General features: G+C 69.1%; 17 protein-coding genes and 1 pseudogene. 10 read left to right on the top strand and 8 right to left on the bottom strand.

From position 1 onward, the window contains the following. Positions 1 to 7: 7 nt before the first annotated feature. The 3 genes from A3CE_RS0113315 to A3CE_RS0113305 all read left to right on the top strand — a co-directional run bounded on the left by A3CE_RS0113315 (position 8) and on the right by A3CE_RS0113305 (position 3,049). Entirely contained in the window at positions 8 to 1,144 is a 1,137-nt protein-coding gene (locus A3CE_RS0113315; RefSeq protein ID WP_020640582.1) for an alpha/beta hydrolase, read from the top strand. A 339-nt stretch (positions 1,145 to 1,483) separates the two neighbouring features. Continuing rightward, positions 1,484 to 2,161 carry a DUF418 domain-containing protein gene (locus A3CE_RS51030; protein WP_020640581.1) on the top strand — a complete coding sequence of 226 codons (678 nt, stop codon included), beginning with the start codon at positions 1,484 to 1,486 and terminating at the stop codon, positions 2,159 to 2,161. Positions 2,162 to 2,269: 108 nt separating this feature from the next. Continuing rightward, a complete protein-coding gene (locus tag A3CE_RS0113305) occupies positions 2,270 to 3,049 on the top strand; it encodes a class I SAM-dependent methyltransferase (RefSeq protein ID WP_020640580.1) in 780 nt (259 codons plus the stop codon). A gap of 111 nt (positions 3,050 to 3,160) precedes the next feature. On the opposite strand, the pseudogene A3CE_RS0113300 reads toward A3CE_RS0113305, so the two are convergent. Next, a pseudogene (locus A3CE_RS0113300) lies at positions 3,161 to 3,463 on the bottom strand (alcohol dehydrogenase catalytic domain-containing protein); the annotation flags it as partial. Positions 3,464 to 3,555: 92 nt separating this feature from the next. Between A3CE_RS0113300 and A3CE_RS0113295 the strand changes: the two are divergent. Beyond that, complete coding sequence (locus A3CE_RS0113295; protein ID WP_020640578.1) at positions 3,556 to 4,131, top strand: TetR/AcrR family transcriptional regulator; 576 nt, start codon at positions 3,556 to 3,558, stop codon at positions 4,129 to 4,131. A gap of 22 nt (positions 4,132 to 4,153) precedes the next feature. Here the strand turns inward: A3CE_RS0113295 and A3CE_RS0113290 are convergent, their stop codons facing one another. After that, positions 4,154 to 5,086, bottom strand: a complete 933-nt coding sequence (locus A3CE_RS0113290) for an SDR family NAD(P)-dependent oxidoreductase (RefSeq protein ID WP_020640577.1) — start codon at positions 5,084 to 5,086, stop codon at positions 4,154 to 4,156. Positions 5,087 to 5,149: 63 nt separating this feature from the next. On the opposite strand from A3CE_RS0113290, the gene A3CE_RS0113285 reads away from it, so the two are divergent. Further along, a complete protein-coding gene (locus A3CE_RS0113285) occupies positions 5,150 to 5,689 on the top strand; it encodes a TetR/AcrR family transcriptional regulator (RefSeq protein WP_020640576.1) in 540 nt (179 codons plus the stop codon). Between the two features lie 120 nt (positions 5,690 to 5,809). Here the strand turns inward: A3CE_RS0113285 and A3CE_RS0113280 are convergent, their stop codons facing one another. Further along, a complete protein-coding gene (locus A3CE_RS0113280) occupies positions 5,810 to 6,208 on the bottom strand; it encodes a histone-like nucleoid-structuring protein Lsr2 (protein WP_020640575.1) in 399 nt (132 codons plus the stop codon). A 149-nt stretch (positions 6,209 to 6,357) separates the two neighbouring features. Here A3CE_RS0113280 and A3CE_RS56475 point away from each other — a divergent pair, with 149 nt between their 5' ends. Next, entirely contained in the window at positions 6,358 to 6,654 is a 297-nt protein-coding gene (locus A3CE_RS56475; protein ID WP_125591639.1) for a hypothetical protein, read from the top strand. 23 nt (positions 6,655 to 6,677) lie between these two features. Here A3CE_RS56475 and A3CE_RS0113275 read toward each other — a convergent pair whose 3' ends face one another. Together A3CE_RS0113275 and A3CE_RS0113270 are read right to left on the bottom strand one after the other, a co-directional pair. Continuing rightward, positions 6,678 to 7,340, bottom strand: a complete 663-nt coding sequence (locus A3CE_RS0113275; protein WP_020640574.1) for a Rieske (2Fe-2S) protein — start codon at positions 7,338 to 7,340, stop codon at positions 6,678 to 6,680. Then, the gene (locus tag A3CE_RS0113270; protein WP_020640573.1) at positions 7,337 to 7,861 is read right to left on the bottom strand and encodes an RNA polymerase sigma factor; all 525 of its coding nucleotides are present in this window, start codon (positions 7,859 to 7,861) and stop codon (positions 7,337 to 7,339) included. Before A3CE_RS0113270 ends, A3CE_RS0113275 begins: the two co-directional genes overlap by 4 nt. 187 nt (positions 7,862 to 8,048) lie before the next feature. Here A3CE_RS0113270 and A3CE_RS0113265 point away from each other — a divergent pair, with 187 nt between their 5' ends. Beyond that, positions 8,049 to 9,467, top strand: coding sequence for a hypothetical protein (locus tag A3CE_RS0113265; RefSeq protein WP_245589510.1), 1,419 nt, complete (start codon positions 8,049 to 8,051; stop codon positions 9,465 to 9,467). A 417-nt stretch (positions 9,468 to 9,884) separates the two neighbouring features. Further along, entirely contained in the window at positions 9,885 to 10,244 is a 360-nt protein-coding gene (locus A3CE_RS0113260; protein WP_020640571.1) for a group I truncated hemoglobin, read from the top strand. Between the two features lie 14 nt (positions 10,245 to 10,258). Here the strand turns inward: A3CE_RS0113260 and A3CE_RS0113255 are convergent, their stop codons facing one another. The 3 genes from A3CE_RS0113255 to A3CE_RS0113245 are packed head-to-tail and all read right to left on the bottom strand — an operon-like array spanning position 10,259 to position 11,662. Then, a complete protein-coding gene (locus A3CE_RS0113255; protein WP_020640570.1) occupies positions 10,259 to 10,810 on the bottom strand; it encodes a TIGR03086 family metal-binding protein in 552 nt (183 codons plus the stop codon). Positions 10,811 to 10,826: 16 nt separating this feature from the next. Next, positions 10,827 to 11,309, bottom strand: a complete 483-nt coding sequence (locus tag A3CE_RS0113250; protein ID WP_020640569.1) for an SRPBCC family protein — start codon at positions 11,307 to 11,309, stop codon at positions 10,827 to 10,829. Then, complete coding sequence (locus tag A3CE_RS0113245) at positions 11,306 to 11,662, bottom strand: ArsR/SmtB family transcription factor (protein ID WP_020640568.1); 357 nt, start codon at positions 11,660 to 11,662, stop codon at positions 11,306 to 11,308. The genes A3CE_RS0113250 and A3CE_RS0113245 overlap by 4 nt, the downstream gene beginning before the upstream one ends. A 362-nt stretch (positions 11,663 to 12,024) precedes the next feature. Here A3CE_RS0113245 and A3CE_RS0113240 point away from each other — a divergent pair, with 362 nt between their 5' ends. Both A3CE_RS0113240 and A3CE_RS0113235 read left to right on the top strand, forming a co-directional pair. Further along, on the top strand, positions 12,025 to 12,828 hold the full coding sequence (locus A3CE_RS0113240; protein ID WP_026468439.1) for an SDR family oxidoreductase: 804 nt from the start codon (positions 12,025 to 12,027) through the stop codon (positions 12,826 to 12,828). 250 nt (positions 12,829 to 13,078) lie between these two features. Beyond that, a complete protein-coding gene (locus tag A3CE_RS0113235; RefSeq protein WP_020640566.1) occupies positions 13,079 to 13,969 on the top strand; it encodes a helix-turn-helix domain-containing protein in 891 nt (296 codons plus the stop codon). Positions 13,970 to 14,094 lie beyond the last annotated feature (125 nt).

Here is a 14,094-nt window from a genome sequence, read left to right as displayed (position 1 = left end):
CGCCACGATGAGCTATCCGGTTCCGGCCGAGGTGGCCGGCCAGGCCAGGGCGGCGGGCCCGCTGGAGTCGCCGTGGCTCTGGCTCACGTTCGCCGCCCTGGCCGTCGCGTGCGTGGTGGGCACGATCCTGGTGCGACGGCGCAAGGGCGCGCGCCGGTGCGGGATCGCGCTGGCGGTCGTGTTCGTGCTGCTGGCCACGACCGCCGGGGCCAACGCCGGCGTCGGGTACGTCCGGTCGGGCACGGATCTCGTGCTGCTGCTCCAGCGCGGCGGCGGGCCGCTGCGCGACCTCGGGAAGCTGTTCGAAGACGAGGGTTCGACGCCCGGAACCCGGCAGATCCGGCTCGGTGGCGCGGGCGGCCCGGCCGTGGAGCGGATGGTCATCGCCGATCCCGGCAACGGCGTGCCGGGCGGGCGCAACTTCGTCCTGCTCCCGCCCGGCTACACCGACGCGGCGAACGCGAACCGGCGCTATCCGGTCGTCTACCTGGTGCACGGCAACCCCGGCGGACCCGAGGACTGGCTCACCGCCGGCGACGCACCCGGCACGCTGCAGCGGTTCTCCCGGCTCCGGGCGCTCCCGCCGATGATCGTGGTCAGCGTCGACCTGACCGCCGGACACCCCGGTCGTGACTGGGAAGGCCTCGACGTCCCCGGTGGCCCGAAGCTGGAGAGTTACCTGGCCGGCAGCGTGGTGCCGGCCATCGATCGGCGCTACCGCACCGTCGCCGACCGGGGGCACCGCGCGCTCGGCGGCATGTCCGGCGGCGCGTTCGCCGCGCTGAACATCGGCCTGCACCGGCTCGACGCGTTCGGCGCGCTGCTGCTGGCGATGCCCTACGACGTCCCGGACAACCGCAGGCGGCTCAGCGAGGATCCGGCCCTGCTCGCCGCGAACACGCCACGGGACTACCTGTCCAGGATGTCGTTCCCGCAACCGGTCGCCGCCATCCTCACGGCCGGGTCGGAGGCGCCCGGCGACGTCACCACGGCGCGGAGCATCGCGGACGCGTTGCGTGTCCGCGGCCAGCAGGCGGCCGTCCGCACCGAGGAAGGCTTCGGCCACACCTGGCGCACGGCCCGGGCGTCACTGCCGTACCTGCTGGCGTTCGCCGCCGGCGTCTTCGCACGGCCGCGCGGATAGCGAGTTCCAGCCGGGCGGCGGGCGGTTTCCCGCTCACCGGCGGATGCACTGTCCCGCCGCGGTTCGCAACGCTGAGAATCGTGATCGGTACCGAAAGTACGACAACAAGGCCGGGTGTCGCGCGCCTCGCGGGCATCGACCTGGCACGCGGCCTCGCCGTCTTCGGCATGTTCGGCGCGCACGTCGGCCCGGATCCCGCAGTCGGCGGGGTCACCGGAGTGCTGATGGACTTCGTGCAGGGCCGCTCGTCGGCGTTGTTCGCGACCCTGGACCGGCAGCGGCTGGGGACAGGCGATCACCTCCCACGACCCCGTCGAGGCGACCGGCGGGGAGGGCATCGTGCGGCTGCTGTTCACCGGCAGCTACCCGGTCGCCACGTGGCTGCCGTTCGTGTTCGCGGGCATGGCTCTCGGCCGGCTCGACCTCACCGCCGCCGTGACCAGGGTCCGGCTGGCGGTCCTCGGCCCGGTGCTCGCCCTCGCCGGTTACGGTGGATCCTGGACGGCGATCCGCCTCTTCGGGGTGACGGACCTGGTCGGGAACGACGCGGTGCCGGGAAGCGGCAAGCTGTCCGGCCCCGGCGGGGTACTCGAACTCGGATACCAGGACGGGGACCGCTGGGTGGCCTCGGGCGCGGTGAACACCGGCACGCCCGCGTGGCTGCTCGTGTCGTCACCGCACAGCGGTACGCCGTTCGAGATCGTCGGCTCCGTGGGCGTGGCGATCACGGTGCTGGTCTGCGCACTGGTCCTGACCGACAAGCTGCCCCGGCTTGGGAGCCCGGTGACCGCGGTCGGCTCGATGTCCTTGACCGCCTACACCGGCCACGTCATCGCGATCGCGGTGCTCGGGCTCAGCGGGGCGCAAGGCGAGCCGCCTGCGGTTCTTGTCGGGTTCATCGTGGCCGCGATCGTCTTCGCGCTGGCCTGGTCCCGGTTCTTCCGGCGCGGCCCGCTGGAGTTCCTGCTGCACACGGCCACGAAACCGGCTCTGCGCCTGGGCCGGAAGCCGGCGTGATTTGTCATGAGGGGCACCCTCATGGACGTAAAGTCCATGAGGGTGCCCCTCATGAGACCCCCTGTGGTTTCCGCGGCAAGCGAACCCCGCGGCCGATAAAGTGCCCGCATGGAACGGGACGCACGGCGCCTTCATGCCTCGTCGTTCGGCGCGGCCGCGGTCGCCTATGCCGAGCACCGCCCGGACTACGCGCCGGCCGCGGTGCGCTGGGCGCTGGAACCCGCGCCCGGCCCGCGAGTGCTCGACCTCGGCGCTGGAACCGGCAAGCTGACCGGCACGCTGGTCGCGCTGGGCGTCGACGTCGTCGCGGCCGAGCCCGACCCGGCGATGCTGACCGAGCTGCGCCGCGCGCTGCCGGATGTCCGTGCCCTGCCCGGCAGTGCCGAGGCGATACCGCTGCCTGACGCGTCCGTCGATGCCGTACTGGCCGGCAACGCTCTGCACTGGTTCGACATGGTTGTCGCAGGACCCGAGATCGCCAGGGTCCTCGCACCCGGCGGCATCCTGGCCGGCCTGTGGAACGTCATGGACAACCGGGTCGGCTGGGTTGCCGCCCTCGAGCAGGTCGGCGGAGGCGCGGCCATCGGCCCGCGTGACACGTTCGGCAGCTGGCGCGCCGCGACTGCGGGCTCGCACCTCCCCAAGACCGGCCTGGTCGCTCGGTTCGGCTCGCCCGAACAGGACGAGTTCCCGCACGGGCAGCGTCGCACCGCCGGCTCCCTCGTCGCGACACTCGCCACCCGCGCGGGGATGCTGGTCATGCCGGAACAGGAACGAGCTGCCACGCTCGGCCGGATCCGCGCTTTCCTCGCGAGCAGACCAGAGACCACCAGCGGCGAATTCACCCTCCCGATGCTGACCGGCGTCCTGCGCGTCAGGCAGCTGTGAAAGCCGTCAACCACCCTGGAGGTCGATGACGACCTTGCCGTGCACGTGCCGGCCGGCCTGAAGTTCGGCCGCGCGGCGGATTTGCCCGACCGGGAAGCTCGCCGCGACAGGCACCGCACGGGACAGGGCGCCGCCGAACACCCGGTCGCCGGGGGCGAAGCCGCTCACCCCGGCACCGACCTGGTCGACCACGCCCGCGTAGTCGGTCCCGAACCCGGCCGGGAGGCTCAAGCCGAACCGCGCGGCGGTGTCCGCGTCGGCGGTCATGATCCAGTCCATCGGGTTGAGGCCGGCCGCGGTGACCCGCACCCGGACCTGACCCGGGCCTGCACGCGGAGCGGGAACCTCACGGACGTCCAGGACTTCGGGACCGCCGAACGCATCGAGCCGGACCGCCCTGTTTTGTTCCTGCATGTACGCCTGTTTCTTCGAGGTCGAGGAACCCGCTGAAACGGACTATGCTCCGTTTCATGACCGACTCTAACGCAACCGGAGCGTGATCCGTTTTGACTGAGGCGGAGACGCGCGCGCCACGGGCGGACGCCACCCGTAACCGCGACCAGTTGCTCGCGGTGGCGACCCGCATGTTCGTCTCGGCTGAGGCCGAGCCGTCGATGCGGGCGATCGCCCGCGAGGCCGGGGTCGGCATCGCCACGCTCTACCGGCACTTCCCGACCCGCGAGTCGCTGGTCGACGCGGTCTACCGGGACCAGGTCGTGCGGCTGACGACCGGCGCCCGCGAGCTGCTCGGCCGGCTGCCCCCGGCTGCGGCGATGCGGCGCTGGACGGACTTGTTCGGGGACTGGATCGCGACCAAGAACGGCATGCTCGACACGCTGCTCGCGATGATCGAGTCGGGCGAGATCGCCCATGCGCAGACCCGGGCCGAGCTGCTGGCGGCCATCACCACGATCCTCGACGCCGGCCGGGCAGCGGGCGACCTCCGCTCCGACGTCACCGCCGAAGACATCGCCGCTTCCCTCATCGGCATCTTCACCGTGGCCCCCCGCCCCGAGCACGAAGCCAAGGCGAGCCGCCTGCTGAACCTCCTCATGGACGGCCTCCGGCCGCCCGGTGCTTGACCTGCACCACTGGCTGACTGCGTCAGCCGCGGGTCAGTTCGGCCGACACCTCCCAGAGGCGTTCCGCGGTGGCCGGGTCGAGGGCCCATGCCTTGACGCCGTGCGGGTGGTCGGCGAGTTCGGCGTCGTCCGGCACGGTGTACGCCTCCTGTGCGTCGTCGAGGTAGTGGCCGCCGGTGTGGGCGAACTGTGGTGCGACGGCTGCGACGACGCTCGTCGCTGCTCCTTGTTCGACCGTCTTGTAGGCGAAGACTCCCGCCGCTTCGGCTGCGGCGAGGGATTGCTTCTGGGCCGGGGTGAAGTTCCGTTGCAGTCCGGTCGCGACTCCGCCGGGGTTGGCGGTGTTCGCGTAGATCCCGTCGGCCGCCCAGCGGCGGGTTGCTTCCACCGCGAACAGCGAGTTCGCCGTTTTCGATTGCGCGTAGGCGATTTGGGGATCGTAGGGGCGGCGTTCGAAGTGCAGGTCGGCGAAGTCGATGCCGGCCCGCATGTGCGCTGTCGAGCTGACCGAGACGATCCGCGACTCGCCGCGGTCGGCGGCGCCGCGGGCCAGCGCCGCGTGCAAGCCGGTGGCCAGGGCGAAATGGCCGAGGTGGTTCGTCGCGAACTGCAGTTCCCAGCCCTCCGCGGTGTGGGCCGGTCCGCCGGTGACGATGCCCGCGTTGTTCACCAGGATGTGCAAGGGGCCGTCCCACGCTTGCGTGAACCGGCGGACCGAGGTCTGGTCGGCGAGGTCGAGCCGGGCGACCCGCGAGCGAGGCGTCGCGGCGATGTTGCGGACCGCGAGGGTCACCTCGGCACCGGCGGCGGCCAGTGCGCGAGCGGTTTCCGCGCCGATCCCGGAGGACGCGCCGGTGACGATCACGCGGACGCCGGCGAGGTCGACGCCCGCCAGGACGTCGTCCGCGGTGCCGGCGGCGGTGAACGGCGTGGTGATGAGCTGACGTGCGGTCATGCCGCGAACTATACAGACTGAACAGAACTTGTATAGTAGGATCGGAGCCCGTAGAGTCGTCGTATGGCCGTTCCCGAAGCCTCCGAAGCCGGTCGCCGTGACGCGGTGCTCGAGTCGGCGCTGCTGACGTTCGCCCGGCACGGGTACCGCAAGACCTCTATGGAGGAAGTCGCGCGGACGGCCCGGATTTCGCGACCCGGGCTGTACTTCCTGTTCGCGTCCAAACAGGACCTGTTCCGCGCGGCGGTCACCCGGGCACTCGAGCAGGACCTCGCCGCGGTCGAGGAGATTCTCACCGACACCGGCGAACCGTTGCGGGCACGGCTGATCGGCGCGTTCGACCGCTGGGCCGGCCGCTATGTCGGACCGATGAGCCGCGACGTCCCGGAGGTCATCGAGCAGAACCCGGACCTGCTCGGGCCGATCACCCGCACGGCTCCCAAGCGTTTCGAAGCACTCGTCGTCGCCGCGGTGGGCGGGGAGGCGGCAACCGGTGTCGCGCAGACCTTGATCAGCGCGTCGGTCGGGGTGAAGCACCAGGTCGAGACCCGGGAGGCGTATCTCGGCCGCATGACCACCGCGGTCGACCTGCTCGTCCCCTGACGACGCTCGGCGTCCGCTGGTGAAGTGTTCTCCGCCGGCGGCGAGGGTGATGTGTCCTCGCCACCGACGGGACGACAGCGATGATCTCTCCCCAGTGATCTGCCGGCCACCGTCTCAGCGTCAGGCAGCGGCCTTCTTGCGCGAAGAACGCTTCCGCGGCGCCGGTGTCTCTGTTTCGGCGACTTGAGCCTGCTCGAAGGCGGAGACCACTTCGGAGGAGAGGCGTCCTCGCTCGGAGACCGCGTAGCCGTTCGCGTTCGCCCAGGCACGGATCTGCTGATTGCGCTCGCGATCGGACACGGTGGTGGTCGTCGACTGGCCGGTGGCGACGCGGACCTTGCGGCCGCCGACGCGACGGCCGGCGCCGACGAACCGGGCGAGTTCGTCGCGCAGGGTCGTGGCGTTCTCGTCGGAAAGGTCGATTTCGTAGGTCACGCCGTCGAGGCCGAACTGAACCGTCTGGGTGGCGGCGCTGCCGTCGATGTCGTCGAGGATCTCGACGAGTACTTTCTGGGCCATTGATGCTCCTCGGGGTGGATGTGCGGCAAGAACGTGGACTGTCACGGGTTGCACAATGTGCGATGTTCTCTGACTGAGTGTATCCACAACCAGGCCGGAAAGGAAAATTCACCCCCTCATCGGCGCAGCAAATCCGGTGCCCGCTTCCCGTGACCGGTGGTGCGAACGGGCAAATTTCCGTTGTGTGCTTTGCCGATCTCGATGATTCGGTGCAGGTCTGGGTTGATCTCATCCCGTTGACGTCGGCGCGTATCCGGTATCTGGTGCGACGAGAGACGCCACATTCCGGCGGAACCGGTGTGGGGCCGTTCGGCGTAGCCGCCGATGTTGCCACGGAACCTCTTGGCGAGTTCTTATTCGCCGTCCAGGTCCTGATCCGCTGTGTCTCGGAATCCCCAGCCGGGCGCCTGGAATTCGACGACAACGTCGTGCGATGGGGGCGGTGATCTCTTCCTCGGCCTCGGGAACGTCAGTCCCGTTTGAAGGGGGTGTAGATCTGGATGTCGCCGTCCTGGTCGCGGGCCTCGAACACGGGCAATGGCGGGATCTCCACCGGGAGGTCGTAACGCACGATCTCCCCGGTCAGCGCGAAGGTCGCGCCGTGGCAAGGGCAGACCAGCCGACGCTCGGGGTTCGCCAGGCGCAGGCGGCAGCCCAGGTGGGTGCAGGTCGAGGACACGGCTTGCAGGCCGTCCGGGGTTCGCTGGACGAAGCCGGTCACGGTGTCCAGCTCGAACTCCCGCAGGCCGCCCTCCGGCACGTCCTTGCTCGCCGCTACCGTTCGCCACTCGCCCGGTTCCTGCTCCGGTGGTGCCGCGGCCGGGCCGCGGACCAGGCGGTCGATCCCGACGCCCGCGGCAAGGGAGGCGGCGGCGATCCCGGCGGTCCGGACCACGCGGCGGCGGGTTGCGCGCCGGTCCAGGGGCGTGGCAGGCGTCGTGAGCTCGGCCGCCAGCTCGCGCTCGAGCCGCGCGAGGAAGCCGGCGGGCGGGTGGGCGTCGGCCGCGCCGAGCCGGACGGCCTGCAGCTCGATGGCCGCGCGCATCTGGGCCACCTGCTCGTCGTCCGGCCGGAACGGCTCCGGCGTGCGCTGCCCGAGGAGGCTGTCGGCGAAGCGGTCGACGTCGTTCATGCCTGCTCCTCGATCCGTTCCGCGGCTTGGGCGGCGAGCCGCAGGGCCCGGTGCTGGATCACCTTGACGTTGGCGAGGCTGACCCCCAGCTCGTCGGCGGCGTCCTGCAGTGAGTAGGACTCCAGAAATCGTAACTGCAGGACTCTCCGGGCGCGCTCGGGCAATTCGGCGAGGATCGCGGCGACCCGCCGGTCCGTCGCTGGAACTGTCGTGCCGTTCGTCATTCGGGGGCTGCCGTCGGGTATTTCCATCGTTTCGTCGAGGCCGATCGTGGTGATCTCGCGGCCGAACAGGCGCCGCCAATGGGCCGCGAGCACGGTGCGCGCCGTCGCCAGCAGGTAGGCGCGGACCTCCTCCCTGCGCGCGTTCGCGCGCAACGGTTTCAGCGCGGCGAGGAAGACCTCACCGGTGAGATCCTCGGCGTCCGCCGGGTTTCCCACCTTTTTCACCATCAGCCGGTAAACCCAGACGACATTCTCTCGGTAAACGGTTTCCCAGTCCGGCTCGGACTTCCCCTCCATCGGGACTCCATATCCGTGGCTCCGCCGGTACCGACCATACTCGGCGAGCCCCGGGACCGTACAGCCGATCAAGTCGCGCGCCGGATGTAACCCTCGTGCCTATCTCTGGTGGAGGGGGCCACCTTGATTTCTCCTCCGCGCCGCCGGCGAGCGCGGGGACTGCCCGTTCATGCGAGGAGCAATCATGATGAGCAAGCGCAAGACCGCGACCGCGGTGGCCGCGGCATTGACGCTGGGGGCGACCGCCGCGCTCTCCGGCGGAGCTGAAGCCGTTACGCGGCAGGGAGGAGGTTTCCCCGACCGGGGCGACATCCGTTTTCTGCCACAGCCGCTGAAGGACCGCCTCGCGTTGCTGGCCGGCAGACCGTCGACCTTTCCGCCGATGACGGCGTTTTCCGAAGCGCCGTCGCCGAGTCAGTTATTCCAGTACTACCTGCTGGACACGAAGAATTTCCAACCGAATGTGTTCACGACGACCATTCCGGGGATCAACGACGGTGTCGCGCCGACGGCCACCGGGCCGAACCACGACCTGCCCACGCTGGGCGGGCTCCGGGTCGTCGTCGAACCCAAGCCCGGCCTGCCGGCGGATCCGGACGACCCCGGTTCGTTCGTGGACATGTTCACCGACATCTCGGGGTTGTTCGTCATCAACAACGAGTCTGGCTGGTACGAGGGCTGGATGATCCACGACGTGACGGTGCCGGACGTCGCCGCTCCGCGCACCGACGGCCACGCCGCCTTCGGGACGATCACCGCCGCGGACGCCGCGGCACTGGCGAAGCTGGGGGACCACCACGACAAACCGGGCGCGGTCTTCACGACCGACGGCAAGGCACCGCGTGAGCCGTCCGCGAACGACCACTGGCCGGACAAGGTGTCCAACCTGGTGCCGATCCAGCTTTCGCTGGGCGCCTACAACGCCACGCAGCAGAGCGACATCCACTCGTACTGGGAGCTCAACCAGTACACGAACTGGGTGCCGCCCACGTACGAGCTGCCGTTCACCGGCGGGATCCCCGGCACGTTCGAGAAGGGCAAGATCGGTGCGCTGTCGTCGATCGTGCCGGGTTCGGGCCCGTCGGGCGTGAAGAACAAGCCACCGGTCGACGGCGACAACCCGAACATCCCGCGTGACCCGGACCGGCTGCTCAACACGAGCCCGGACGACCCGGACCGCCCGATGCCGAACAACGACGACCACAAGGAGAAGCGGCTCCGGTTCGTCCCGAGCGGGCTGGGCAACGAAGTGATGCTGGACGTGTACCTGCGGACCGCGTCCTTCGAGCCGTACGAGCACAACCTGAGCCAGCGGATCTTCGACGCCTACGCGGCCGAGGTCGCGCGGGTCGACGGCAACCACGACGGCATCCTCGACGCTGTCGAGGCTGACCTCGAGGACACCTCCGACGGCGGTCAGTCCAACGACCGGCTGTTCCTGCCCGCGACCGCCTACAACCGCGTCGCGGTGACCCGGGAGATCAACGACGGCCTGCTTTCACCCCGTTTCGCGCCCAGTCAGCGCGCATGGGTGCTGAGCGGCGACATCGCCCGGGTGAGCCCGTCCGTGCAGGCGTCCATCCCGCAGGACGGCGACAACCGCTAGCCCGAACGGACCGAGGGGTGCGCGTGGTGCGGCCGGCTCGCCGCCGGCCGCACCACGCGCGAAACGGAAGGGGGTGGACAATGCGAGTCTGGGAAACGAGTTTCAAGCCTGCTTCAGCTGCCAGGTGACGACCAGGCGCTGGATCTGATCCGGGCGTCGCAGTTCCGCGAGCGCGATGGGCGGTCGGAACGCTTGGTGGACATGGGAATTCTCCGGTTGTCGGAGTTCTCGCGCGAGGCGCTCGCGCGCCAGCCGGTGGGCGATGGCGCCATCGCCCACCGGCTGGTGCCACTCGCTTCACCGAGCCGTGCCCCGCGGTGAGGATCACCTAACGCGCGATTGATCGCGTTCTTACCCGCGAGAAACCTCCCGGCGGTTTTCTGGTCTCCACGGTGACCACCACGACCGGGAGGCGACATGACGAGCATCTACCAGCAGATCGGCGGCCAGGAAGCGCTGGTGGCCGTGGTCGACGACTTCTACGAACGGGTCATGGCCGATGCGGCGCTGGCCCCGTTCTTCACGGGGACGAGCATGCCCCGCCTGAAGGGGATGCAGGTCGAGTTCTTCGCGGCGGCCCTCGGCGGTCCTGACGAGTACCGCGGGCGGTCCATGAACGACGTCCACCGCGGCCGGGGCATCGCCCAGCACCACTTCGACCTCGTGGCGAAGTACCTCACGGACTCCCTCCTGGCCGCCGGGGTGCCGGAGGAGACCACGGAGGCCATCATCGGAGCCATCGCACCGTTGTCGGCGGAAATAGTCACACCGGCATGAGGAACGGGCGAGACTCATGCTTGCCAGGCCGGGTCGCGGCCGATGAACGCGACCAGCTTGTCCTGGGGGGACGCGTCGGGGGTGACGGGCACGGCGGGACCGAACTGCCCGCTGTCGCGCAGCAACTGTTCGATCGGCGTCATGGCGGCCAGTGCGGCGGCGCAGCGTTCCTGGTCCAGATCGGGCTCGCGGCCGAGGGCTTTGGCGAGATCCCAGGAATGCATCCAGACGTCGCCGGTGTAGAACTGGTCGATCGCCTCTTCCACGGGCTTGGTGCCGGTGTGCGGGTTGCTGAGCGTTCGCCCGGCAGGGTCGTCGAGAATGGCCTGGATGTCGGTGACGTGCTGCTTCCAGGCGGCGCTCGGGCCGGCCTCGACGTCCAGGGCCGGGAGTTCGATCCCGGCACCCTGGAGGAAGCCGCGGGGCCACTCGATCAAGTGTTTCACGACGTCGAGAGCGGTCCACTCCGCCACCGGACTGGGCCGCGCCCAGTCTCCGGCAGCGGCGGATTCGACCAGCTCGGTGATGCGAGTGGCCTCACGCGCGTGGTGCTCGGCCGGGCTCATCGGAGTCGATGGCATTTCAAATCCCCTTCGCGAGCAGTTCGTCCAGCTTTTCGTAACCCTGCTTGACTCCGACGTCCATGCCGCCGGACAGCATGCCGTCGCGAGTTCCGAAGTCCGGCACCACGCTCAGGACCTTCAGCCGGGTGCGGCCGTTCTCGATTTCTTCGAGGGTCAGCGTTTCCAGCGCGACTCCGTCGGGTTCGCCGTCGTAGGTGAACGTCCACACGATCCGCTCGTGCGGCCGTACCTCGTGGAAGCTGCCGTAAAACGCGGCGATCTCCTCGCCATCCCGGTCGTTGGCAAAGGACCACGCACCGCCCGTGCGGGCGTCCCATCGGGTGATCCGCGTGGTGACCGAGTGCGGCCCGACCCATTGTGCGTAGAGCTCGGGGTCGACGTGCGCGCGGAATACCCGTTCGGGAGCAGCGTCGAACTCCCGGACGATTTCGATCGTCGGGACCTTCTCGTCCGCCGTGATCTCGGTTTCGTGCTTGGTCATGATGCGTCCTTGCGGGTGTGTTCGTCGTCGGCTGTCCGGTCGAGCAGGGTGTCCAGGCGCCGGTAGCGTGCCTCGGCCTGCCGGCGGTAGCGCTCGATCCATTTCGTCATCAGGTCGAACGTCTCCGCGTTCAGGTGGACCGGCCGGCGCTGAGCGTCCTTGCTGCGCGTCACCAGGCCGGCCTCCTCGAGCACCTTCACGTGCTTCGAGATGGCCTGCAGGCTCATCTCGTGCGGTTCCGCGAGCTCGCCCACGGTCGCGTCCGCGCCGGTGAGCCGGGCTACCAGGGCGCGGCGGGTCGGGTCGGCCAATGCCGCGAACACCCGGTTGAGCTGCTCGGTGCTTTCGTCCACTTGTCGTCCTCAACCCTTCGGTTGAGCAAGAAGATAGACCGGCGACCCGGTGGAGGTCAACCTTCTGGTTGAGAATGCTCGCGGGAGGCCGTCCGCGGCCGGAGCGTGCCCCGGGCGGGTCGAGCCCGGTTCCGCAGCCGCGTCCGGACCGCGTGAGGGAGTTTCGCGGCGACGAACGGCTCGGTGAGGAAGCCGAGTGCTCCGGCGTCTGTTCGTGCGTGCCAAGACGGGCTCTCGCAGTACCTTGATCGCCAGGGTCTCCCAGCCGTCCAGGACGCCTGTCAACCTGGATCCACGGGAGGCGCACACGGCGGCCGCCCGATAATCAGCACCTGCTTCCACGACAAAAGGGACGAAGGCCAATAGTGGACGACCAATTCACCACTCACGCAGACCTTTTCGATCTGAGTGGGAAGTACGCACTTGTCACTGGCGGCACCAGGGGTATTGGGATGATGATAGCGCGCGGCCTTCTGCAGGCGGGCGCCCGCGTCATTATCAGCTCGCGCAAGGCAGACGCGTGCGCGGAGGCACAGCATCTGCTGTCCGAATTCGGCGACGTGCAAGCAATCCCCGCTGACCTGTCCAGGCACGACGAGTGTCAGCGCCTCGCTGATCTTGTCAAGGCCGAATCGGAACGCCTGGACATCCTCGTCAACAACGCGGGAGCGATGTGGCGCGAGCCGCTGGAGACGTTCCCGGACGAGGCCTGGGACGCGGTGATCGACCTCAACCTCAAGTCGCCGTTCTGGCTGGTGCAGGCGCTGCTCCCCGCACTTCGCAGGGCGGGCACCGCCGATGATCCCGCGCGGATCATCAACATCGGCAGTATCGCCGCCATTCACGTCGCCGAGTCGCCCAACTACTCCTACGCCAGCAGCAAAGCGGGACTCCATCAACTCACCAGGGTGCTGGCCAGGGAACTGGGCCCACAGCACGTCACGGTGAACGCGGTAGCCCCTGGACCGTTCCCGTCGCAGATGATGGCGTCCACGCTCGATGCCGTCGGCGACATGATCACGGCGAAGGCCCCTCTGCGCCGGCTCGGCCGCGACGACGACATGGCAGGTATCGCCGTGTTCCTCGCCGGCCGGGCCGCATCTTACCTCACGGGCACCATCATCCCGGTCGACGGTGGCATCGCCACGACCGCAACAGGTACCTAGTGTTGCGCGTCGTGGGTTCGTTGACAGCGCAGCTGCGAGGGCGAGCGTCCTGAATGACTCATTCAGGTCTTCGGAGGTCCTGAATGAGTCATTCAAGACCTTTGGCCGGGGCTGGCGAGCCTCGCCGGGGCTGAGCGAGCGCCCTGACTCCGGCGGCCTGAGCGTCGAACAACTTGCGACGCGCGACACTAGGCGACGGGGGTACCAGCAGTACCTCCCTTCGCCTGCGGACACGGACTACGGTGAAGGGGTGGCCACGATCGATCTGCGCACTGAGATCAAGGAATTCCTGAGCTCGCGTCGCGCGCGGATCACCCCAGAGCGGGCCGGACTGCCCGCCTACGGCGGCAACCGCCGGGTCAAAGGTCTGCGTCGCGAAGAGGTAGCTCTACTGGCAGGGGTATCGGTCGACTACTACGTGCGTATGGAGCGCGGCGGTCTCACCGGCGCCTCCGACGGGGTGCTCGACGCGGTGGCCGCTGCCTTGCACCTTGACGAGGCCGAGCGCGATCACCTGTTCCACCTTGCGCGGCAGTCCAGGCCGCCCAGTGGTCCACGCCGACGGCGACCCGCCGTGACGGTGCGTCCGGCGCTTCAGCAGGTGCTCGACGCCATCACCGATGCGCCGGCTTGGATTTGCAACGGCCGTTATGACGTGCTGGCCATGAATCAACTTGCCCGCGCGCTGTATTCCCCGGTGCTGGCCGACACGCGACGGCCGGCGAACACCGCGCGGTTCGTGTATCTGGATCCCGAGGCGGCGAAAACGTTCTTCGTCGACTATGACCGAATCGCCTGCGATGTGGCCGCGAAGCTACGCATGGAAGCCGGCCGCAGTCCGCACGACGAGGAGCTGATCGCCCTGGTCGGTGAATTGTCAACACGCAGTGAACTATTTCGGCGGCGGTGGGCATCTCGGGACGTTCGGCTCCACCGGTCCGGACGCAAGCGTTTGCACCATCCGGTAGTGGGCCGGCTCGACCTGGACGTCGAGTCGATGGAGCTGCCTGCCGAACCCGGCCTGCTCCTGACCGTCTACACCGCGCTCGCCGGCACGGCGACCGCGGACGGTCTGGCCCTGTTGGCGTCGTGGGCGGCCGGCCAGGAGAGGCCGGCGACCGAGATTCAAGCACTCAGCTGATATTCCGCTCGCAGTGGGGGCGCAGGCAAACCCGGTCCCCGGCATTCCGGCGAATTGCGCCTGGGCACGAGATCCATCACCGAGTCGCGGTTGTGTGCCGCCGCCGTGGCGACGGATATGCCTGA

It is taken from the genome of Amycolatopsis balhimycina FH 1894, assembly GCF_000384295.1.
Lineage (GTDB): Bacteria > Actinomycetota > Actinomycetes > Mycobacteriales > Pseudonocardiaceae > Amycolatopsis > Amycolatopsis balhimycina.
This window is presented reverse-complemented; position numbering and strand designations above follow the sequence as displayed.

Coding starts and splice junctions, on each gene's coding strand:
- A3CE_RS0113270 (WP_020640573.1), bottom strand. CDS start 7,861: ATGGAGGGGAAGTCCGAGCCGGACTGGGAAACCGTTTACCGAGAGAAT.
- A3CE_RS0113265 (WP_245589510.1), top strand. CDS start 8,049: ATGAGCAAGCGCAAGACCGCGACCGCGGTGGCCGCGGCATTGACGCTG.
- A3CE_RS0113255 (WP_020640570.1), bottom strand. CDS start 10,810: ATGAGCCCGGCCGAGCACCACGCGCGTGAGGCCACTCGCATCACCGAG.
- A3CE_RS0113315 (WP_020640582.1), top strand. CDS start 8: ATGAGCTATCCGGTTCCGGCCGAGGTGGCCGGCCAGGCCAGGGCGGCG.
- A3CE_RS0113250 (WP_020640569.1), bottom strand. CDS start 11,309: ATGACCAAGCACGAAACCGAGATCACGGCGGACGAGAAGGTCCCGACG.
- A3CE_RS0113285 (WP_020640576.1), top strand. CDS start 5,150: ATGGCCGTTCCCGAAGCCTCCGAAGCCGGTCGCCGTGACGCGGTGCTC.
- A3CE_RS0113290 (WP_020640577.1), bottom strand. CDS start 5,086: ATGACCGCACGTCAGCTCATCACCACGCCGTTCACCGCCGCCGGCACC.
- A3CE_RS0113280 (WP_020640575.1), bottom strand. CDS start 6,208: ATGGCCCAGAAAGTACTCGTCGAGATCCTCGACGACATCGACGGCAGC.
- A3CE_RS0113260 (WP_020640571.1), top strand. CDS start 9,885: ATGACGAGCATCTACCAGCAGATCGGCGGCCAGGAAGCGCTGGTGGCC.
- A3CE_RS0113305 (WP_020640580.1), top strand. CDS start 2,270: ATGGAACGGGACGCACGGCGCCTTCATGCCTCGTCGTTCGGCGCGGCC.
- A3CE_RS0113275 (WP_020640574.1), bottom strand. CDS start 7,340: ATGAACGACGTCGACCGCTTCGCCGACAGCCTCCTCGGGCAGCGCACG.